Annotated in this window: 16 protein-coding genes and 1 pseudogene; 6 read left to right on the forward strand and 11 right to left on the reverse strand. The window is 38.2% G+C overall.

From position 1 onward, the window contains the following. Positions 1–79: 79 nt before the first annotated feature. From F580_RS0119800 to F580_RS25715, 3 genes and pseudogenes are all read right to left on the reverse strand, one after another. A pseudogene (locus tag F580_RS0119800) lies at positions 80–280 on the reverse strand (Type I secretion system protein TolC); the annotation flags it as partial. 265 nt (positions 281–545) lie between these two features. After that, positions 546–1,529 (reverse strand): sensor domain-containing diguanylate cyclase, encoded by a 984-nt coding sequence (locus F580_RS0119805; protein WP_019029495.1) that lies wholly within the window; start codon positions 1,527–1,529, stop codon positions 546–548. A gap of 567 nt (positions 1,530–2,096) precedes the next feature. Then, positions 2,097–2,810, reverse strand: coding sequence for a helix-turn-helix domain-containing protein (locus F580_RS25715; RefSeq protein WP_019029496.1), 714 nt, complete (start codon positions 2,808–2,810; stop codon positions 2,097–2,099). A gap of 1,063 nt (positions 2,811–3,873) precedes the next feature. On the opposite strand from F580_RS25715, the gene F580_RS27170 reads away from it, so the two are divergent. Next, positions 3,874–4,434 carry a type II secretion system protein gene (locus tag F580_RS27170; RefSeq protein WP_019029497.1) on the forward strand — a complete coding sequence of 187 codons (561 nt, stop codon included), beginning with the start codon at positions 3,874–3,876 and terminating at the stop codon, positions 4,432–4,434. A gap of 249 nt (positions 4,435–4,683) precedes the next feature. Next, the gene (locus tag F580_RS0119820) at positions 4,684–5,607 is read left to right on the forward strand and encodes a manganese-dependent inorganic pyrophosphatase (RefSeq protein WP_019029498.1); all 924 of its coding nucleotides are present in this window, start codon (positions 4,684–4,686) and stop codon (positions 5,605–5,607) included. 83 nt (positions 5,608–5,690) lie between these two features. Here the strand turns inward: F580_RS0119820 and fadA are convergent, their stop codons facing one another. The 3 genes from fadA to F580_RS0119835 all read right to left on the reverse strand — a co-directional run bounded on the left by fadA (position 5,691) and on the right by F580_RS0119835 (position 11,546). After that, entirely contained in the window at positions 5,691–6,851 is a 1,161-nt protein-coding gene (gene fadA, locus F580_RS0119825; protein WP_019029499.1) for an acetyl-CoA C-acyltransferase FadA, read from the reverse strand. Positions 6,852–6,866: 15 nt separating this feature from the next. Next, entirely contained in the window at positions 6,867–9,035 is a 2,169-nt protein-coding gene (fadB, locus tag F580_RS0119830; protein ID WP_019029500.1) for a fatty acid oxidation complex subunit alpha FadB, read from the reverse strand. A gap of 288 nt (positions 9,036–9,323) precedes the next feature. Then, positions 9,324–11,546: a bifunctional diguanylate cyclase/phosphodiesterase gene (locus F580_RS0119835; protein WP_019029501.1), complete on the reverse strand. Its 2,223-nt coding sequence runs from the start codon at positions 11,544–11,546 to the stop codon at positions 9,324–9,326. 299 nt (positions 11,547–11,845) lie between these two features. Here F580_RS0119835 and F580_RS0119840 point away from each other — a divergent pair, with 299 nt between their 5' ends. Both F580_RS0119840 and F580_RS0119845 read left to right on the forward strand, forming a co-directional pair. Then, entirely contained in the window at positions 11,846–12,748 is a 903-nt protein-coding gene (locus F580_RS0119840; protein ID WP_019029502.1) for a TIGR03899 family protein, read from the forward strand. A gap of 164 nt (positions 12,749–12,912) precedes the next feature. Next, positions 12,913–13,293 (forward strand): MerC domain-containing protein, encoded by a 381-nt coding sequence (locus F580_RS0119845; RefSeq protein ID WP_019029503.1) that lies wholly within the window; start codon positions 12,913–12,915, stop codon positions 13,291–13,293. Between the two features lie 18 nt (positions 13,294–13,311). On the opposite strand, the gene glnG is transcribed toward F580_RS0119845, so the two are convergent. The 4 genes from glnG to glnA form a co-directional block, all read right to left on the reverse strand. Further along, positions 13,312–14,709, reverse strand: coding sequence for a nitrogen regulation protein NR(I) (gene glnG, locus F580_RS0119850; RefSeq protein ID WP_019029504.1), 1,398 nt, complete (start codon positions 14,707–14,709; stop codon positions 13,312–13,314). Beyond that, complete coding sequence (gene glnL / locus F580_RS0119855; protein WP_019029505.1) at positions 14,706–15,821, reverse strand: nitrogen regulation protein NR(II); 1,116 nt, start codon at positions 15,819–15,821, stop codon at positions 14,706–14,708. The genes glnG and glnL overlap by 4 nt, the downstream gene beginning before the upstream one ends. Positions 15,822–15,980: 159 nt before the next feature. Then, positions 15,981–16,499 (reverse strand): DUF4124 domain-containing protein, encoded by a 519-nt coding sequence (locus F580_RS0119860; protein ID WP_019029506.1) that lies wholly within the window; start codon positions 16,497–16,499, stop codon positions 15,981–15,983. Between the two features lie 258 nt (positions 16,500–16,757). Continuing rightward, positions 16,758–18,164: a glutamate--ammonia ligase gene (glnA, locus tag F580_RS0119865; RefSeq protein WP_019029507.1), complete on the reverse strand. Its 1,407-nt coding sequence runs from the start codon at positions 18,162–18,164 to the stop codon at positions 16,758–16,760. 422 nt (positions 18,165–18,586) lie between these two features. On the opposite strand from glnA, the gene F580_RS0119870 reads away from it, so the two are divergent. Then, complete coding sequence (locus tag F580_RS0119870; RefSeq protein WP_019029508.1) at positions 18,587–19,711, forward strand: DUF481 domain-containing protein; 1,125 nt, start codon at positions 18,587–18,589, stop codon at positions 19,709–19,711. 69 nt (positions 19,712–19,780) lie between these two features. Next, the gene (locus F580_RS0119875; protein WP_245560656.1) at positions 19,781–20,875 is read left to right on the forward strand and encodes a DUF5777 family beta-barrel protein; all 1,095 of its coding nucleotides are present in this window, start codon (positions 19,781–19,783) and stop codon (positions 20,873–20,875) included. Between the two features lie 26 nt (positions 20,876–20,901). Here the strand turns inward: F580_RS0119875 and F580_RS0119880 are convergent, their stop codons facing one another. Continuing rightward, entirely contained in the window at positions 20,902–22,059 is a 1,158-nt protein-coding gene (locus F580_RS0119880; protein WP_019029510.1) for an FAD-binding oxidoreductase, read from the reverse strand. Between the last annotated feature and the right edge of the window lie 102 nt (positions 22,060–22,161).

Consider the following 22,161-nt stretch of genomic DNA (forward strand, 5'->3'; position numbering starts at 1 on the left):
TTGTTTAGTTCCATTAAGAGGGGTGTCTGTTATATTTTATCAACATGTAAAACAATATGATTACTCACTCTCACATAGGCAGGGCGTAAGCACATACATCAATAGCAAAGGTTTTGCTTAACGCTAATAGTTTATCCTTAACCCAACTGCGTCTATGCTCATAACTTTGCCCGGTGACTTTATCTTCGCCACAGAGAAAAGCACGACGAACACAACGAGAAATACAGTGATAGTAACAGGTATCAATTAAACTAACTTGCTGTTTTCTTGCCGTTGCCATAGTGACCTTAACTGGTTTTATTGCTGATTAAATGCGCATGGTTGAGTTTTTTGTTTAGTTCCATTGAGAGGGGGGGTCTGCTATATTTTTAGACTAAAATTGTTGCCAACAAAGTCTACGATATTTTTAATTAAGCAATTATGACTATCTAAGGCTAACTATTACCACAAAACGGTCATAGAGACTTTAAAGAAAAATGGCAAGAGATCTGAAAAAAATTATCCTTTGTTAGACGATTCGAAATTTACCATACTTGGCAAAGCTATTATTTTTCACAACACATATACCTGTTTCGGCCATTATTTTTGGCTTCATACATAGCCGAGTCTGCATATTCGAACAGCTGCTCGAAATTTGAATCGGTTGACGATACTCCAATACTCACAGTCAATATTTCGTTGGTTTTAGAATAAGAATGTTCAATGTTTTCATTGATTACTGCCTGAATAATCTTCTGAGCTGCTTTGACTGCACCCTCTAAATGTGTGTACGGCAAAATAGCAACCATTTCCTCACCACCATATCGAGCGACAAAATCCGTTTTTCTTGGTAGCTGATTTTTAATGACTTGGGCGACTTTAAATAAGACCTCATCACCTTTTTCGTGTCCATAATTATCATTGAATTCTTTGAAATGATCGATATCTATCATAAGGATAGATAATGGTTTGTTAGCCCTCTTAGCAACAACAATCTCCTCGGCTAGTTTTGCTTCATATGCTCTTCGATTTGGTATTTCGGTTAATGAGTCAAGGTAACTCAATTTCAGTAATTTTTTGTTCGCGTCATCAAGTTTCGCTAGAGACACTTTTTTCTCAGTAATATCTAAATGGGTTCCAATCATTCTTTTGGGTACACCATCGCTTTCCCATTCAATGACCTGTCCAGTATCATAAACCCAAATCCAGTGGCCATTTTTATGCTTCATGCGTGATTCAAAAAGATAATAATCAGTTTTTCCTGCCCAGTGCTCTTTTAATAAACGCTCTGACTTTTCGAGGTCATCTGGGTGTGCGTACTTTATCCATGTTTCGATACTTATGGGAGATAATTCGTTTAATGTGTATCCAATAATATTAGCCCAACGCTCATTAAATATTGTCCTCCCTGATTGCACATGCCAGTCCCATATTCCAACGCCTGTACTTTTAATTACCAGTTCAAGTTGAGCCTCATGTTTTATAAGAGAAGAAACCTGCAACTTTAGATCTTGGATTTCAGATTTCAATGATTCTATAATGCCTGTCATATTGCCCTCGCTCTAGAATGGTAATTTTTGCTTCCGTTAACAAGTCAATACCAACTCAGTCGGTGATTTTCTATTTTATTCATCATATAAGCCAACTTATTGCCATATAGTTAACTTTACTCATTAAATAGTAGCACTAATGTCAAACTACAACTTAAAATAGTTCATGAACTTATTGTGCTGAATTGTTTTTGGGGCAAAATAAGTTAGTAACGAATGTCAGCTCGAGGCTCAAAGGTAACATCAAACGATGGAAGGTCACGGCAGCTTAGAGCTTGATAGCGGACGTTAGGGATAACGGAAGTGCCTAGGGGTGATCACAAATATTCCGCTTCTCGCTAAAAGTAGACGTTTATTGGTTTGGTTAAAGAGATAACTACGGTCACAAATCTGACCAAATATATTAACTGAAAATACTCAATGTTGAGTACATCCTCAAACATAAACAAAGAGAAAAAGTTATGCTCAACTTTACTTATTATAGGTGACTTTATCGTTTGCTTCTTTATAGAAATATTAGCAATAGAATACTGGAGTGCTGTAACTAATTTCAGGTTTGTGAACTGACTAAAATTTTTGTAGAAATCTGGCCATGTTGTTTTTTTGGTAGTCTTCCATGTTCAGGTATATACCAACAACTGATATTAGTACGATTATGCTAGATATGATTAACGGTTTAGCCAAGAACTTGCCATATGCTATAATCACTTGTTGCGTCTTATCGTATGATCGCGGTATCGATAATTTACCTGATTGTATGTAGTATTTTATATAGTGGTAAACCCCCTCATCTCTAATAGCATCGAATAAAACACCTATAAGTGTTGCCATAGTAAGGGTAAGTAGTATTACTATGCTAGTACTAATCATATTGAGAATAGAAGCAGATAATTGATTACTAAATATTGCACTTCTCAATTCATTTATCCAAGCTGGAGGAATATTCGTCCATAACATAAACAAAAATACCAGCGTACTTAATATAAACACTGTTGTTGTCAGAATTTTGGCTGGGAGGCTGAGAAAACAAAAATTCACCATAATCGGCTGGGTGTTATCTGGCAGGCTTACCTCATCAGAGTTTATGATACGAAGATCCGTAATATGTAAAGAGTAGACCGAAGCTAACGCTTTGACAGATTCTAACGATGCTTTGCCATTTTTTTCAATACGTTGAATTGTTCTCAAACTTAGCCCAGATATCTCAGCTAATTGAGTTTGACTCCAAGCTCGTTGTTGGCGTTCAGTTATCAGTCTATGTTTATCTAGTAGCATTTTCATTTTCAATTTCCCTCATCATTAGTCAATACAATATGATGAGATATAATCGCCTGGTTGTATATGTCGTAACGGCGTCACCAATGTGACAGTAATGTGCCAATTCTTAAGTCGTGGGGGGGAACAAGTAGGAAGCAGTGATGTTGTCCGAAAAAAAGAAATCTTAGTAGATGTCTTGCAAGAAGTACAGCAAGAATATTTAACAAAATATTCTTATTGATATCGCTAGCTTCCGCTTAGTAACTAACCAGTTCTAAGGTTGAATTCCTAAAATTTCAGCTTTCGTATTTTAGTGAACATCAGATTGGGTGATTTTTAACAACAAAAAACGACAGCTTTAGGCTGATAGTTAGCGTTCTTAGATGGACTACGACTGCCGGCAATAAGCTTGAAGCGGCCGTTAGGATTAACGATGTTGTAATTTCCGCTTAGCACGTTCGAGACATTAAATTCAAAGTACAAAGTTATTACTGTAAGCGTTAAGTATTTTAACTAATAAGTACCAGGAACTTCTCCTGGCAACTGTTCCAGGAGAATGAATTAGTACCCAAATAAGCCTGCCGGTTGAGCCTGGTTAAACAAGTTTGGTACTAAAACTTGTTACTCCATGCTACGCGTATCAAATCAACTTTATTTTTCCAGCACTTGAATCCCCCATTTCGTTAAAAGCCTCATTAGGCCTGGTTGGCTCACAATAAATATAATTACTATGTTTATTTGACCTTAATTCAAGCAAGCAATCAGACTCATAAAAAATCCTATAGCCCATTGAAGTAAGTGAATCAGAGCCAACGTTGAGTACATTGAAAAAATAGAAAGTGGGATATCAAAGGGTCTATCAGCAGTAGAGCAGATATTAAGTAAATAAAAAAAATCATCCAAGGACTCTACATGGTCTTTAGAATAGCTATCCAAATTCGTTATCGGCTTTTTATTAATTAACAGCCGAAACCATATAACTTAAAGTCGCGAAGTGATACTTAAAATGCTGAAACACCAATGGTGTGCTGAAAAGCTTTCTGATAAAATTACATTTAATTAACATATTAGGTGTGCGATTTACTAAATGAAAAATACTGGGTTTACTTTGATTGAGCTGGTCGTGGTAATTGTTATATTAGGAATTTTGGCTGTGGTTGCAGCCCCTAAATTTATAAATCTTCAAGACGACGCTAAGTTAGCTAATATGATGGCTATGAAAGGAGCCCTTGAATCAGCAGAAGCCATGGTGGCTATGAAAGTTATCGTTGATCCGGAAGGTTTAAATCAAAATCAAAATAGATTTACACTCAGTAGTAGTCAAAACATTAGAGTTCGCGGGAAATTACCTGACGGTCGATGGAACAATACTTTTAGACATTTAGTAGACTTTCAAAACATTGAACAAATTAGTTCAAACAATTGCACTGATATGGAATTGCAATGGTGTGTTCGTCAACGAGGACAAAATTGGTTTAATAGTCGAGGCTATGCTTCGCTAGGTACTGGTCGAGGCTTTGTTATTTTTCCTCCTGGAAATAATGTCAATCAAGATCGATGTTATGTTTATTATATGAATCAAAATGACACGCCCATACCAACTATTGTGCAACCTTCACTTGTTGATGTGGATTTTAGCGGCTGTTGAGAGTGATCGTTATATCAGGATTGATTGCGCTCTATTAGGGGGTCCTAACTAGCCCCCCGTTATTCTATTCTTCAGATAAAGTGAGCACGATAGACCAGTCGTTGCTCATACTAGCTCGAGCCTAAACGATTAAGTGACTTGCATTATTCTAGGCTGTTTAGCTATTCCGCAAGGTTAAGAGTAAATCAGGACATACACAATGTAAGCTAACTTTGGTAGAATAAGTACAAATCCAAGGAGAGCACTTTCATGCCAAATTACGTTGTAGGTCACAAAATACCTGATTCAGACTCTATCTGCTCAGCAATCGCATTATCATATTTAAAAACCACCTTAGGTGAGGAAACTGTTCCTGCACGTTTAGGTGAGCTTACCCCAGAAACACTGTTCATCTTAGATAAGTTTGGCTTCGAACAGCCAGAACTAAAAACGAGTTATGCTGGCGAAGCAGTATATATTGTTGATCACAGTGATCTTGAACTTGCTCCTGATGATATCGACAAAGCTACAATCTTAGGCATCATAGATCACCACAAACTTGGTGATTTGACCACGACTTCACCACTTGAAATCTGGGTACGTCCGGTAGGTTGTACCAATACCATCATCAAGATGATGTATGATTTTCACAATATTGAGATCCCAAAAAATATTGCTGGCGCCATGATGTGCGCCATTTTGAGTGACACTGTTATTTTTAAATCGCCAACCTGTACCACGGCAGATATAAAATGTGTCGAAGCATTAGCTGAGATTGCTGGCATCGAAGACTTCAAAGAACTTGGCATGGATATGTTCCGAGTAAAATCTGCTGTTGCAGGAACCCCTATTCGAACCTTAGTCAAACGTGATTTTAAAGACTTTAATATGAATGGTCATAAGGTTGGCATTGGTCAACTTGAAGTCATTGATTTGTCAGTTTTTGATGAAATCAAAGATGAGCTGTACGCTGATATAGCAAAGCTTAAAGCGGAAGGTGGCCGTCATAGTGTCTTTTTACTGTTGACTGATATTATGAAAGAAGGCTCTGAGCTACTAATTGCCAGTGATAGTGATACCTTAGCTGAACAAGCCTTTGGTGTAGCACCAAAAGATGGCAAAGCTTGGTTAGAGGGTGTGTTAAGCCGGAAAAAACAAGTTGTTCCGCCGCTGCAGGAATTTTTTCTAAAGTAAGTCTTAAGTAGCGCTTAATTATTCTCAATAAAAAACCCAGCAATAGCTGGGTTTTTTTATGTCAGTTATTTGAGCTTTTCAAATTAGACTCGTTCGAATACCGTTGCTATACCTTGACCTAAACCGATACACATAGTGGCTAAACCAAGATTGACATCTTGGCCTTCCATTAAGTTAATCAAGGTGCCTGAGATACGTGTACCCGAACAACCTAAAGGATGACCAAGGGCAATAGCGCCGCCATTTAAGTTAATTTGATCCATTTTATCTTCAACTTTTAATGCTCTTACACAAGAAAGTGCTTGGGCAGCAAAAGCTTCGTTAAATTCAAATAACTCAATATCTGCAATTGATAGACCGGCACGTTTTAACGCTTTATTCGTCGCAGGAACAGGGCCATAACCCATAGTCGCAGGATCGCAACCAGCAACGGCCATACCACGAACTTTAACGCGTGCGGTTAAACCGAGTTCTTTTGCTTTCTTAGCAGACATAATTAACATTGCTGAAGCGCCGTCAGAAAGAGCAGAAGACGTTCCCGCAGTAACGGTACCATTCACTGGATCAAACACTGGACGCAATGCTGATAAACTTTCAGCCGTTGTATCAGGACGAATGACTTCATCATGCTCAACTAACGTTAGTGCACCTGTTGCGTCATGACCTTCTGTGGCAACAATTTCATTGTCCCAACGACCAGCCAAGTGTGCTTCATGGGCTTTTTGATGCGAACGTGCACCAAAAGCATCTTGCATTTCACGGGTAATACCGTGTTGCTTACCCAATAATTCAGCAGTTAAGCCCATATTTCCAGAGGCTAAGGCAATATGTTTATTGAGTGCAGGATCAAAATCAACATCATACATCATAGGTACGTGACCCATGTGTTCAACACCGCCAATTAGGAATACATCACCTTGACCCGCCATGATACTGGTAGTCGCTTGATGCAACGCTTCCATAGAAGAACCACATAAGCGGTTAACCGTAACGCCAGCAATAGATTTTGGTAAACCAGCAAGTAATGATGCATTACGTGCAATATTAAAACCTTGTTCTTTAGTTTGTTTTACACAGCCCCAAATAACATCTTCAATGTCTTCTGGGTTTAATGCTGGGTTACGTACTAAAATTTGTTTCATTAGGTGTGCTGATAATGCTTCAGCACGTACATTGCGAAAAACGCCGGCCTTAGAGCGACCCATTGGAGTTCGTATGCAGTCTACAATTACAACTTCGTTCATTTTATTCTCCTCGGCTTAAGCTGATTTAACATCGGTAGTGAAGTAAGATTTACCTGATTTTGCCATTTCACGTAGGCCATCAGTTACTTGATAAATTTCACCTAAATCAGCATATTTATCCGCCATTTCGATGAAGTTATTTAAACCAAGTGTTTCTAAATAGCGAATTGCACCACCTCTAAATGGTGGAAAACCAACACCATAGATTAAGCCCATATCAGCTTCTGCTGCTGTATCAACAACACCTTCTTCTAAACAACGTACCACTTCATTAACCATAGGAATCATCATGCGAGCAATAATTTCTTCGCTGCTGAAGTCTTTTTTATCAGCACAATGTTGGCCAAGTAATTCGTATGCAATAGGAGCAGCTACTTTCATTGGACGACCACGTTTATCTTTCATGTGGTCATAAAAGCCTTTGCCATTCTTCTGACCAAAACGCTCATTAGCATAAAGCGTACTAACTGGGTCATTGGCAATTTTCTTCATGCGCGTAGGGAAACCAGCTGACATAACACCTGTACAGTGATCAGCGGTATCAACACCAACAACATCAAGCAAATATGCTGGACCCATTGGCCAACCAAATTGTTTTTCCATTACTTTATCGATAGCGCTAAAGTCAGCACCTTCAAGTACTAATTGACTAAAGCCAGCAAAGTATGGGAACAAGACACGGTTTACATAAAAACCTGGGCAATCATTAACAACAATCGGCGATTTACCCATTTTAGCGGCATATGCTACGACCGCAGCTATGGTTTCATCCGAGGTATCTTTACCGCGAATTACTTCAACTAAGGGCATTTTATTCACCGGATTGAAGAAATGCATGCCACAAAAGTTTTGCGGACGTTTTATGCTTTGTGCTAACAAATCAATGGAGATAGTTGAGGTATTAGAAGTAAGAATCGCATCGTCACTGATTACGCTTTCAACTTCAGCTAGCACCATGCCTTTTATTTTAGGGTTTTCAACAACGGCTTCAACAACAATATCTACATCTTTAACGCTGTCGTAACTTAAGCTTGGCGTGATGTTATTCAATACACCGGCCATTTTCTTAGCATCCATACGACCACGTTCAACTTGCTTAGTTAATATGCCCGTTGCTGTAGTTAAACCTAAATCGAGTGCTTGGTCATTAATATCTTTCATAATGATAGGCGTGCCTTTATAGGCTGATTGATAGGCAATACCACCACCCATAATACCTGCACCTAATACGGCGGCCTTTTTGACAATTTTAGTTGCCAGTTTACCCGCTTTTTTAGCTTTACCTTTAATAACTTGGTCTGCCATAAACAAACCAATTTGTGCTGTTGCTGCATCAGTTTTTGCTAATTTGGCAAAACCGGCATTCTCAGCAGCCATTGCACCAGTGCGATCTAAGTTAGCACTAGTTATCAATGTATTTATCATCACCATTGGTGCAGGGTAATGTTTACCAGCTTTCGCGGCAATCATACCTTTGCAGGTTGTCGATGACATGATTAATTCTGTTTTAGATAAGTTTAATGCTTCAAGTTTAGGCTGACGTTTAGCACGCCAATCTAGCTTGCCATTAATGGCTAATTTAAGCATGCTTATAGCAGCACTGCGTAAATTTTCTGGCTCAACAACTGCGTCAAGAACGCCTTGTGCAAGTGCCGCCGCCGGTTTAAATGCTTTACCAGTAGACATCCACGTTGCTGCATTATCAAAACCGATAAGTCGAGGTAGTCTTACAGTGCCACCAAAACCAGGCATAAGGCCGAGCTTAACTTCGGGTAAGCCAATGCTTACGGTAGTATCTGCAACACGGTAATCACAGGCAAGCGACATTTCACAACCACCACCTAATGCAACACCATTAATGGCGGCAATGGTAGGTAATTGAATATCTTCAAAGGAATCGAAAACATCAGATGCCTTCTTTGCCCAAGAGGCTAATTCGTCTTCTGGCTGACTAAATGATGTTAAAAACTCAGTGATATCCGCGCCAACAATAAATGTTGATTTACCTGAGGTAACCATAACGCCTTTAGCATCACCGCAGTTGTTAATGGCGGCAACTACTGCAATATATTCTTCAAAAGTTGCTTTATCAAATTTGTTTACTGATCCTTGAGCATCGAACTTAAGTTCGACAATGCCGTCTTCGAGTAATTGGGCTGAAAGGCTGTTGCCTTGATATATCATGCTTGGTCTCCTTCACCTAAAAGTGGTGTTGATTTTTGATGATTGATCTAGATTTTTTAGCGATTTTTTACTTTATAAAAAACTTAGAACACTAATAATAGCTGACTGAGTGTGCCTTGAATAAAAGTTAAATGCAATGAAATTAAAACAGCTGTTTAAATTGGATGTATTACTTCCTTCAAAAAGTAAGTATTAAAGACAAAAAAAACCCAACTAAAATATGGTTGGGCATTTTATCGACTAGTTTCATGGTAATGACGTTGGAAAGTTAACGCTTACTTATACGCATTAACTTTGTTGCTGAAGAAAGTTGATGAACTCGTCTGATGGCATTGGCTTAGCGTAATAGAAGCCTTGAACTTCATCACAACCTAGTTCAATTAGCCGTTCTTGTTGCTCAATTTCTTCAATACCTTCTGCTATGACTTTCAGGTTCATTTTCTTACCTAAGTTTATGATGGTTTCAGCAATCACAGACTGACCTTCTTTATTAATATCGGTGACAAAAGCGCGATCAACTTTTAGTCGGTCAAGTGGAAGTTTTTGTAGGTAACTTAAAGATGAATACCCGGTACCAAAATCATCTAACGCTATGCTGATGCCTTGCGCTTTTAACTTAGTTAAGGCATCAATGATGATTTGTGGCTCATCCATTAAAATATTCTCAGTAATTTCTAATTCAAGTTTATTTGGCTTAATTTTATACTGAGTTATTGTATTAATAATATTATCGACAAAGTTATCTTGCCTAAACTGTGGAATAGAGACATTGACAGAGATACTGATGTCGGAGAAGTTTTTCTCTAGTACTTTAAGTTGCTGACAGGCTTGGCTAATTACCCAATCACCAATTTCAATAATCAACCCTGAATATTCGGCTAAAGGAATAAAGACTGCAGGGGAGACAAATTTTCCATTGGCTGTACGCCAACGCAGCAGAGCTTCAGCGCCTATCACTTTACCGGTACTTAATGATAGTTGCGGTTGATACCAAAGCTCTAGGCAGTTATTTGAAAAATCATTACGTAGCTGACGGATCATATTTAGTCGCCACTGCATCTGATCTTCTATATCTGAATGATAATAGGCAAAGTGTTCTAAACGATTTTTCTTGGCTATATTCAAAGCAATATTAATTTGATTTAACACTTGTACACCGCTGCTTTGTGCATGTTCTTTAGTACATAAGCCAAAGCAGGCATTAATGGGTAGGTGTTGCTCACCCGCAGTAAAAGGTTGGTGGAATAAATCCATTAAATTTTCGGGGGTCACCTGGTCAGCAGGACCAATTATACCAAAGACATCTGCTCCAACACGTGCGAATTGGCATTCTGGATTCATATATTGCATACGCTGACCTACAGCAGAGAGCAATTTGTTACCAATATCTTGTCCTAATGCATCGTTGATATCACTAAAGTGATTGATATCAATTAAAGCCGCAACTTGACCTTGCTGACCACTCTGCGCAAAACGGTCAAGTAAACGGACGAATTCTAATCGGTTAGGTAAATTCGTTAGCCGATCTTTATAGGCAGCATTAGTGAGTTTTTGAAATAAGTGAACATTTTCATAACCTACAGCAACGCCAGTTAAAAATACGTTCAGTAACTGAGTTTGAATTTCAGTTAATGGGCAAGAAATCTTGACATGAATGACGGCACGATGGTCGCCTTTGGCAACATATAAGTTTAAACAATCATCAAGGTATTGGTGTTTCTGTTGTAGAAAACAGGCTTTTACTTGTGTGCTTATTTGCTCATTTTTTAAATTATCAAGCTTTTGATTAATTAAGCTCTCATCAAAACCTATTTGCGCTAAAACATAAAAGCTTAAATCATCAATATTATCTATGATACCTTGGCCTCGAGCACAAAATACTCCAGATATATCATCACTTATTAAAGACTGTAATTGTGTCAGAACACCTTGACTATACGTTGATAAGGAATGCTTAGATGATAACTCTGTAGTGCCTGTGACAATTCTTTCTAGACCTAAGCGGGTTTCATTAACCGTTGCTATCTGTTGAAAAGAGCGGATAGCCGCAAACACAGTGGTTACTAACTTACGGCGAGTTAATTCAGTTTTGGTTTTATAGTCATTAATATCATATTCTTTAATGACACTTTCTTCGGGGGCATAGCCTGGTTGACCGGTACGTAAAACAATACGTATATCTTTGCGTTGCAATGTTTCTCTTATATATTTAACAACATTTAATCCGGCATCATCTGTTTCCATCACTACATCGAGCAGCACCAATACAATATCACTATGCTCATCAATAAGTTGACAAGCGTCCTTACCCGAATAGGCATGTAAATACTCGAGCCGGCGGCCTAATACAATTAAATCGGATAATGCTAATTGAGTAACAGAATGAATTTCGGGATCATCGTCAACAATTAAAACTTGCCAAGTCTCATCACTACCAAACGCTAGAATCTCGTCTTCATCACTATCATCGATAAATAAAAAATCATCGTTTGAATTTTCAGATGCTTGCATACTGCCCTCATAACTAAGTATATTTATTGCAAATAAACGGAGTTAACATTGAAATGTAGTTTATTAGTCTAACTATAACCTAATACCATTTTTTTACACTATTGAACTTAACAATAAAAGCTTGTTTAGCGATATTTAATTTATTTCGGTTTATTTTGATGAATTATAATAAATTTGATTAAATATTGTTAAGGTCAGGTGACCTGTCCGTGCCGCGCTATGATTTATATAGCTTAATAACACGCATCAAGTAAAATATTTTGTGATCTTTTAGAATATATGCAAGAAGGAGTTAGCACGTGAGTAAAGAAAAATCAGAGGTGTCAGTATCTGAGGTTCCACCTAAGCAAGAGGGGGCTGACACGGTCATTTCAACAGGTAGTACTTTTCGACAAAGTTCACCTGAGGCTGGTGCCTCTCAACAGTTTCTAAAGCTAGCCAAGAAGTTTGCCATCGATGGCGCTTTAGTAGCGGCCGATAAACAGTTACTTATTGAAGATAGAACCGCTAAACGGGTCCGGTTATCACAATTGCGTAAGCAGCAAAATATTGAACATATTATGCAGAAAACCTTAGGCTATTGCGCTGGTTTTGAAATAGGGCAAAGAATAGATCTTGATTGGTTTAGTCGCTATATTGCTTTATCTGAAGAAGTAAGTAACCCAACGATGCAAGATTTATGGGCAAAAATTTTAGCGGGTGAACTGACTAAGCCAGGGTCCTTTTCATTTAAAGCTTTACAAGTTTTTCGGGACCTGAGTATCTATGATGCGAAATTATTAGCAAAAGCTTGCTCACTTGCCATAAAAGATACCAATAAAAAAAATATTCGTTTAATTAGCGGTGCCTACCAACAACCAGGCTTATTTAATTTTTTTTCTAAGCAACGACAGCAATATTGTAACTTAAGTCACTACGGGTTGAATTATGCGGATCTATTAGCGTTAGCTGAAAACCACCTTATTTATATCCAAGAAAGTGAGTCAAGCTTAATGGGGAAGGGAGAGGAACTACAATTTACTTATAATGGCTTAGCGTTAAAATTAAAGGCTAAAAAGTCGAATGTCAGTATACAATTTTATAAGTTTACCCCCATAGGCGCTGAGCTAGCACACTTGATAACGGATAAAGTGAATGACGAATTCTTTGAACATTTAAAGAGTAAATTAAGCCATTATTTTTCTGTAAATAGTGATTTGTAACAGCACCTATGGTTTTTTTATCTAGCGAATTAAACGGTATTGAAGCGGTGGTTGCGATCATAATTTTTATTTAATAATGTTATATTATCTCAATTGTGATATTATCTCATTTTAAAGATCAAACTGATCATTAAGCTTCATTCATTTAGACTTTCGGAATATTCATGTTAGATAGATTAGGTATTACAGCAACTTCTTTATGTGCATTACACTGCATTTTATTACCTATTCTATTGCCGATGTTACCTTTAGTTGGTTTAAGCTTTTTAGCAGATCATGCTTGGGAACACGTATTTCTGCTTATGACAGCAGCATTAGGCAGTATCGCACTTTTTTCTGGTTTTAAGCGTTATCATAAACGTTTATATCCTTTCTATTTGCTTTACTTAGGTGTGGCTCTTTATTGGATAAAACACGACTTTTCGCAAGCACTTGAGCCGTATTTTATTATAGGAGGCGCTAGCCTCATTATTGCGGCTCACTTTATTAACATTAAATTATGTAATAGCTGCAAGAAATGTGATGATGAAGCTTGTAATAGCTAATACCTTCTTAAGTACTAGCTAGCCAAACTCTTTTAATTTTCTTGTTAAAGTATTCCTACCCCAGCCCAATTTTCTTGCTGCATCTTGCTTATGACCTTGGGTAAAAGCAAGCGCACGTTCTAGCATTATCTTTTCAAACTCTACTTGTGCGTAATCGAGTATTGCTTCTTTGCCTTGCGCTAACTCTTGATCGATCCACGAGCTGAGCACATCTTGCCAAAGCGTAATGTTTTGGCTTGCAGGTGCGGATGTTTCGGTTAATTCATTGGGTAAATCTTCAATCAATATTTCTTGGCCACTTGCCATTACCGTTAAAAATCGACAAATGTTTTCTAATTGCCTCACGTTACCGGGCCATTGACAATTATTAAGAAAGATACTCGCTTTTTTACTTAAGGTTTTAACTTCTACACTAAGTTCGTTTGCTGCCTGTGTTAGAAAGTGCTGGCTAAGTTGTGGGATATCTTCTTTTCGTTCTCTAAGACTAGGTAAGTGTATTCTAATGACATTGAGGCGATGGAATAAATCTTCTCTAAACTCTCCTTTTTTTACTCGCTCTTCAAGGTGTTGATGAGTCGCTGCAATGATACGTACATCAACTTGTACCGGGGAATGACCACCCACACGGTAGAATTGGCCATCTGAAAGTACACGTAGCAGGCGGGTTTGAATATCTAATGGCATATCGCCAATTTCATCTAAAAAGAGAGTGCCGCCATGGGCTTGTTCAAATCGACCTTGTCGGACAGCATGAGCGCCAGTAAATGCACCCTTCTCATGGCCAAATAATTCAGACTCGATGAGATCTTTTGGAATAGCGGCCATATTTAAAGGTATAAAAGGGGCGTTAACTCTAGGGCTATGGGAATGAAGTGCGTGTGCAACTAGCTCTTTACCTGTACCCGACTCACCATTAATTAAAACACTAATACTTGAGCGGGAAAGACGACCTATCGCTCGAAATACTTCTTGCATGGCGGGTGCTTCACCAATTAATCCCGAAGCTAATGGTGGGTTTGTTTGTTGCTTATTTTTTTCATTTTGTTCTTTTGCATGGGTCATTGCACGTTTAGTTAAGTTGATAGCCTCATCAATATCAAAGGGTTTAGGGAGATATTCAAAGGCTCCGCCTTGATATGCATTCACCGCACTATCTAAATCAGAGTGGGCAGTCATAATAATTACCGGGATATTACCATGCTGTTTATTTATTATTTTAAGCAACTCCATACCATCAATATTTGGCATGCGAATATCGGAAATAATGACTTGTGGTTGGTCATGATCTAAAGCAATTAATAAATTTTCAGCACTTTCAAAGGCCGCGCAACTGATATTTGCTTTGGCGAAGGCTTTTTCTAATACCCACCTGATTGAGCTATCATCGTCAACGATCCAGACTTGTTCGGTGTTCATAATGTGCCCTCTTGAGATATAGATGATTGATTTAAAGTTTGTTGGTTCAATGGCAGTAAGATGGTGAATTCAGTGTGCCCAGGGCGGCTATGACATGATAGTTTTCCTTGGTGCTGATTGATTAAGGTTTGAGAAATAGATAAACCTAAACCAGTACCATTTGAGCGTCCCGAGACCATTGGATAAAAAAGAGTATCTTGAATTTTGTTCGGAATGCCTGGGCCATTATCAATAATACTTATTTGTACTGCTAATTTTATCCGCTTACCATGAATTGTCTTATTGCTGGCAATACGTGTTTTTAGAGTAATATCATGAACTTCATCAATGGCCTGAATGGCATTGTTAACAATATTCAACACGGCTTGCTGTAGTTTTTCTTGATCACATTCAACGGCAGGCAATGAGGGATCGTAATCACGTAATAAATTAATTTTTTGCCCGTTTGAATAACTAACCAATTGGCATACTTTTTCGAGGATGCCATGGACATTTTGTACTTGCATTTGGGGTAATTGGTTTGGACCAAGTAAACGGTCAACTAAGTTCGTTAGCCGGTCTGCTTGCTCGATAATCATGTTGGTATATTCTTGCTGTTCGGTATTTATTTCCATACTGAGCAGTTGCGCTGCACCGCGTAAGCCGCCAAGTGGATTTTTAATTTCGTGAGCTAACCCTTTGATTAAATCACGTGCGGCAAGCCACTGCTGATGCTGAAAGACCTCTAAACTTATTTGCTTTTGTTGGTCTATTTGTTTGAACTCAAGTAAAACATGGGGAGCTTTTTCAAACTCGATTGAAGAAGCGGTCACTTCTGCAGTGAAGCGGTGGCTCTCACTTAGTTCGACCACAATATCGCTATCGGTAAACTCTTGGCCAGTGGTCAAGAGTTGCTTTAAGCGTGTGTTACAAATACTGGTGTTAGCAAAAATCGTTTCAATACTTACTTCGTATAAACGATAGAGGCTTTTATTTAATATCGCTTCAGCTGCTGGATTAACATAAACAATGGTGAGTTCTTGATTAAGAATTATAACAGCAGTTACCAACTGACTCGCGAGTGCTTGCTGGTAAGACAATTTTTGCTCTTGTATGTAACTACGGCTACGCATATAAAACCTTAGGAAAAATTCATTTCTTGCACTTTATTGGTGCGTGTAATTTTAGTTTACTAAAGTAAGGTTTTAATTGCAGGGTTATTTAAATTAGTTATAACGCATTAAGTCTTCTGTAGCCCTCTGTTATATTGAGGTTAGGTTAATGGTATTAATTTAGTTGTTTGAAGCTCTATGCATATAAAACGTTACTGATGTTGATGATGCAATAACCTTGCCTTTTTCATCAAGTAGTAACATTTTAATTTTATGCTCGCCCCTATCAATATTTCGCAAAGAAAACATCGAATGTGTTTGTGGCTTTTGATGCGGTTTTCCATCGAGAAATAACTGTACTTCCAGTCCTCGCTTAAACCGTGGTTTTATACCTCCGGCGATATAGATAGAGCCGGTATTATCACGAATAGTGGCATTGTTTTTGGGGGTATCAATAGCAATTTCGTATTCTTCAACCGTTACTTGAGGAGTAATGTCGAGGACTGCCGTATCGACTGAGGTACTTGATTGGATCACATTTCCTGGCTTAGTCTTTACTTCTACTGCGCCGGCTTTGGGGGAATCAGAAAACACCAGTACACCATTCTCATTACGCCAGACATAAATTTTAGCTGTGCTTGGGTGCACAGGAGCTGCTATGGTAATTATCAATAGTGTGAATAGTAATAACTTGATCATAATCGCTATAGGTTTCCTATGCTTGGTGGCTCAAATTCCGTCTCAACCAATAATGTACGCTATTTTAAGTATATATCCATAATTTAGACAAAAAAATGTTTTTCACTGTTTTATCTGTCAATAGGTGATCTTTTTGTTATTTACGGTGAGTTTTACTATTATGTGCTGTTTTTTTCATAAAAAAAGCTCACCAAGGTGAGCTTTTTAGACACTGAATATTTAAGTTCGGCGTTAAGTTAACGTGAAACCTAAATCAGATTAAACGCTGTAGTACATATCAAACTCAACCGGGTGAGTCGTTGCATTTAATAGCTCGATCTCTTTACGCTTAAGGCCAATATAAGCATTAATCATATCGATATCCATAACACCACCTATGGTTAAGAAGTCGTTATCAGCTTCTAATGCATCAAGCGCTTCTCCAAATGAAGAACATACTTGTGGAATTTCTGCTGCTTCTTCAGGAGGTAAGTCGTATAAATCTTTATCCATAGCGTCGCCAGGATGGATTTTGTTTTTGATACCGTCAAGGCCAGCCATTAACATTGCAGTGAAGCCTAAATAAGGGTTCATCGTTGGATCAGGGAAACGAACTTCAATGCGCATTGCTTTAGGTGAAGGTACCATAGGAATACGGATTGACGCCGAGCGGTTACGTGCTGAATAAGCAAGCATAACCGGTGCTTCAAAACCAGGAACTAAACGTTTGTATGAGTTAGTTGAAGCGTTAGTGAAAGCATTTAATGCTTTAGCATGCTTGATGATACCGCCAATATAGAAAATGGCCATTTCAGACAAGCCGCCGTACTTATCACCTGAGAATAAGTTAACACCATCTTTAGCTAAAGATTGGTGAACATGCATACCAGTACCATTATCACCCACTAATGGCTTAGGCATGAAAGTCGCTGTTTTACCGTATGCGTGGGCAACGTTATGAACAACATACTTATAAATTTGTACTTCATCAGCTTTCAATACCATAGTATTAAAACGACAAGCGATTTCGTTTTGACCACAAGTAGCGACTTCATGATGATGCGCTTCAACAACTAAGCCCATATCTTCCATAACTAAACACATAGCTGAACGTAAATCTTGTGAAGAATCTACTGGTGCTGTTGGGAAGTACCCACCTTTAACGCCAGGACGGTGACCCATGTTACCTTCTTCGTATTTGGTACCTGAATTCCAAGCAGCTTCTTTATCATCAATTTTGTAGAAAGAACCACTCATATCAGTGTGGAAACGAACATCATCAAAAACGAAGAATTCTGGCTCAGGACCAATTAATACCGTATCGGCAATACCAGTGCTACGTAAATATTCTTCAGCGCGATGGGCAACAGAACGTGGGTCACGGCTGTAACCTTGCATAGTAGCAGGCTCTAAAATATCACAACGAATATTTAAAGTAACAGCTTCAGTAAACGGGTCTAGGACAGCGGTTGATGCATCAGGCATCATAACCATGTCAGATTCATCAATGCCTTTCCAACCTTCAATTGAAGAGCCATCGAACATTTTACCGTCTTCAAAGAAGTCTTCAGTCACTTGGTGATGAGGAATTGAAATGTGTTGTTCTTTACCTTTTGAATCAGTAAAACGAAGGTCAACAAATTTGACATCGTGTTCTTTAATTAAGTCGAATACTGCTTGTGACATTTTGTCTCTCCAGTGAGGTTAATTTTATAAATTGTTATAAATAATCGAGTAAGTTTTAAAAAGGATGAAGTTATAAAAGTTCGTTATTATGATTATTCATCTATTATTGCTCATTAATTAGCTAAAATCATGCCAAGGTTAAGTTCATTGATTAATAAGGGTTTTTATTAATTACAGCTCAATGTGTGCACTACCGTGGTGCTTGCTGTGCACCGTTGCGGTGCTCTCGTGGCTATTCTAAGGAAGTTACTATAGTGTATATTGATCACCTTGCCCTAAATAATTTATATTTTTTCTAGGTTTATGTTTAAAATGCATTAAAAATACCACGCACTCGATTATAGATATTAATGCTATCGCTATAGCATTATTTATTATTTTCAACTTTTTATTAAAAAGCACCTTATTAGGGATGGGTTTTTATGAGCCAACGGATAACCACTTTAGTCGCTAAAATTTTTATGGTCGCCTTTTCATTCTTGTTGTCGATGGGTAGCTCTGCGAATCAAGAAGCCAGTAAGTGGCAAAAGCCGACACCTATTTTTAAGCAGGAGTTTGATTGGGTAAAACTCACCTCTGACGAATGGCTGAAAGGCGATATTGTCTCTATGTATGATGAGCAGTTAGAGTTCGATAGTGAAGAACTCGATATGCAAACAATCGACTGGGAGGATGTCGCAGAATTACGCAGTAAAGACTGGCAAAGTATTCGTATGTTTGATGGCACTATTGCTGAAGGTTATTTAGTGGTAAAAGATGGCCAATTATCGCTTGTTAAAGGCGGTGTTACTACGCATTACCAATTGAGTAATTTATTATCCATTGCCTCTTCAGGTAAAAATGAAAGGGATTTATGGGATGGTTATGTGAATTTGGGCATCAATTTACGTGATGGTAATACCGTACAAGTGGATTATACTTTTTCTGCGGGTATGCAACGCAGGAGCTCAAGTAGTCGGTTCAAAACGGATTATACGGCTGATTACAGTCGCTATGAAGACCAAGAAACAGAAGTAAGCACGGTTACTGCCGATAGTGAACGCTTAACAGGCTCTTATGATTGGTTTTTTAATCCAAAAGTTTACTTCCGGGCCGCTGATATTGAATATATCGCGGACGAGTTCTTAAACCTTGATTATCGTGTTCATTACGGTATCGCTCTGGGTTATCACCTTATCGATAATAGCCGAACAACTTGGGATGTTAATGCGGGTCCCAGTTATCAAAAAAGTAAATTCCTCGATGTACAAAACGATGATAGTGATACCGAAAGTTCTTATGGTTTAACACTTGGTACTGATTTCACTTTTGAAATCACCAGTGATATTGATTACGATGCTTCATATAGTGTGCAAATGGTTAATGAAGCTTCTGGTGGTAATATTCACCACTTTCAAACCGGCTTAGAAATTGAGCTGACGAATGACTTTGATTTAGATTTAACTTTTTATGCAGATCGCACTGATAATCCTAAACAAAATAGTAATGGTGATATACCGGATAAAAATGATTACCGTTTAGTGGTTAGTTTTGGTTATGATTTCTAACTAGCTAAGATTAATGCTTATTTTTAACATAAGCATTAAGCAAATGAAAGCTATGTGGCAAGTACTATTTTGAATAAATTTTTAATGTTGGCTCTTACCTTTATTAGCTTTTTAAGTCACAGCCAACAAGAGCTGGTGCCTACCAATATCTGGGTTCCGCCAACGCCCGTTTTTTCACCACAGTTTGATTGGCTTAAGTTACGCTCAGGAGAATGGTTAAAGGGCGATATTATCTCCATGTATGATGATGAACTTGAGTTTGACAGCAAAAAATTAAATAACATTATTTTAGATTGGCAAGATGTAACGGAGCTGCGCAGTCGATACGACCAACAAATACGTTTTGCTAATGGCGATGTTAAGCAAGGTTTTCTTATAGTAAAAGAGGGCCACTTGATTTTAATCAGTGGCGGAAGTGAGCAACATTTTCCATTGTCTGAACTATTATCGATAACGTCTTCCTCCGATGACAGAGAGGGGTTATGGGATGGTAAGGTCAATTTAGGGATTGATGTTAATACCGGTAATGTTAATCAATTAGATTATTTAGCAAGCGTTAGGATTGAACGAAGAACACCTTTTACTCGTTTTCGAGTCGATTTTATTTATAACTACAGTAAATCAACAGTTGACGAAAATGAGCAAGTTATTACCGATACGAGTCGCTTAACTTCATATCTTGACTGGTTTTATAGCCGTAAGCTCTTTCTACGGGCGTTTGACTATGAGCACTTCACTGATCTTCAACAAAATATTAAATCTCGAGATACCATAGGGCTTAGCTTGGGTTATCATTTAATTCAAAATAAACGCTTACAATGGGATGTGACCTTAGGGCCTAGTTATCAACAAACAGCTTATGTAAATACCACCAACGAGAGTGACCAAAAAAGTGGTGTAGTTGCGATGGGCACATCATTAGAATATAACTTTTCAAGCCGAATAGATTTTCTGTTCGATTATCAGTTGCAATTTGTTGAAGAAAATTCAGGTAAGCGAAATGCGCATTTAAAAACAGGTTTTGAATTTGAGTTTAGTGATCATTTCGAACTAGATTTGAGCTTCTATTTAGATCGTGTCGCGCATCCGGTTGCGCCCGAAGGCGCGATAGTGCCAAAGTCGAATGACTATAGACTTGCGCTAAGCCTTGGTTATGATTTTTAAATCAATTTAACTTAGATAGCGTGATTTTATTCATGGCTAATCTCAACATCAGAGAGAGGCTTACAACTACAAAGCAAAATATAACCTTGTTTCTGCTCGCGAGTAGATAAACCATTGGTTGAGTATTGCTGCACTTGACCACTTATTAATTTTGCTTTGCAACGGCCACAACAACCGGCCCGACATGAATAAGGCAAAATCAACCCCGCAGACTCCCCTTGTTCAAGCAATGACATAGATTGATTGCCCGGGTACGATTTATTCCAACGGCTAAAGTGAATCGACACGTTAGTTTTATTATTTGGCATCGTTATAGACGGCTCTTTTTTCGGCGTATTCGTTGGCGTACTTATTGCGGTATTAATTGAGGTGTTAAGCGGTCTAAGCGTTTGATTGCCTTGCTTAATGCTACTCATACTTTCTTTTGAGTATTCATGCTCACCAAAACTTTCAAAATGGTAATTACTCGCGGGTAAACCGAGATTTTGTAATAGTTTTTGGACGGTCTTTCGAAATGATTTTGGCCCACAAACAAAGGCGTTATAGTGACTTAATTGCTCAATGTTATCTAACATGTGTTCATTTAAGCGACCTTGAAAGCCGTACCATCTTAGGTTTGCTTTCTGGGTGAGGGTGTAAATTATTTGGCAATTACCATGCTGCCTGGCAAGGTTTTCTAATTCAGCTTTAGCAATTAAATCAGACTCACTTTTCGCACTATGAATAAAGAGTACTTCATTTTCACACTGCTTCGCGACCATAAAACGCAACATAGAAAGCATTGGGGTGATCCCACTACCGGCACTTATCAGTAAAATCTTTTCAGGTATAACATCTGGTAGGTGAAAGTTGCCCGCTACTTTTAGGGCTGAAATCGACTGACCTACTTGAAAGTGGTCATGGAAATAATTTGAGACTCTCCCCTGTGGCAACCGTTTAACTGTGATACTGATGTAATCGGTTGTTGTCGGGGAGGAGGATAAGGTATAGCAGCACGGTTGGATTATACCAGCCATATTTACAGTGAAATTGAGGTGTTGACCGGCGTTAAAACGAAAAGTTAATGGTGCCTGTGATTTAGGTACAGAGAAAATAAAGGTTTTTACATCACGTGTCTCAGTTTCGATTGATTGACAAACTAATTCGAATGTTTGCTTAGTGGCAATAGCGCTAGATAGTGTCATGTTCTACTTCACTCAACTAAGTTTAAGGCGCTTGTTTACAGCTAAAGCTTAGTAATTAAGGTATGATATCGCCCATTATAGCGCTTCTTTATCTTTAATTAT

It is taken from the genome of Colwellia piezophila ATCC BAA-637, assembly GCF_000378625.1.
In the GTDB taxonomy this organism is placed as follows: Bacteria; Pseudomonadota; Gammaproteobacteria; order Enterobacterales; family Alteromonadaceae; genus Colwellia; species Colwellia piezophila.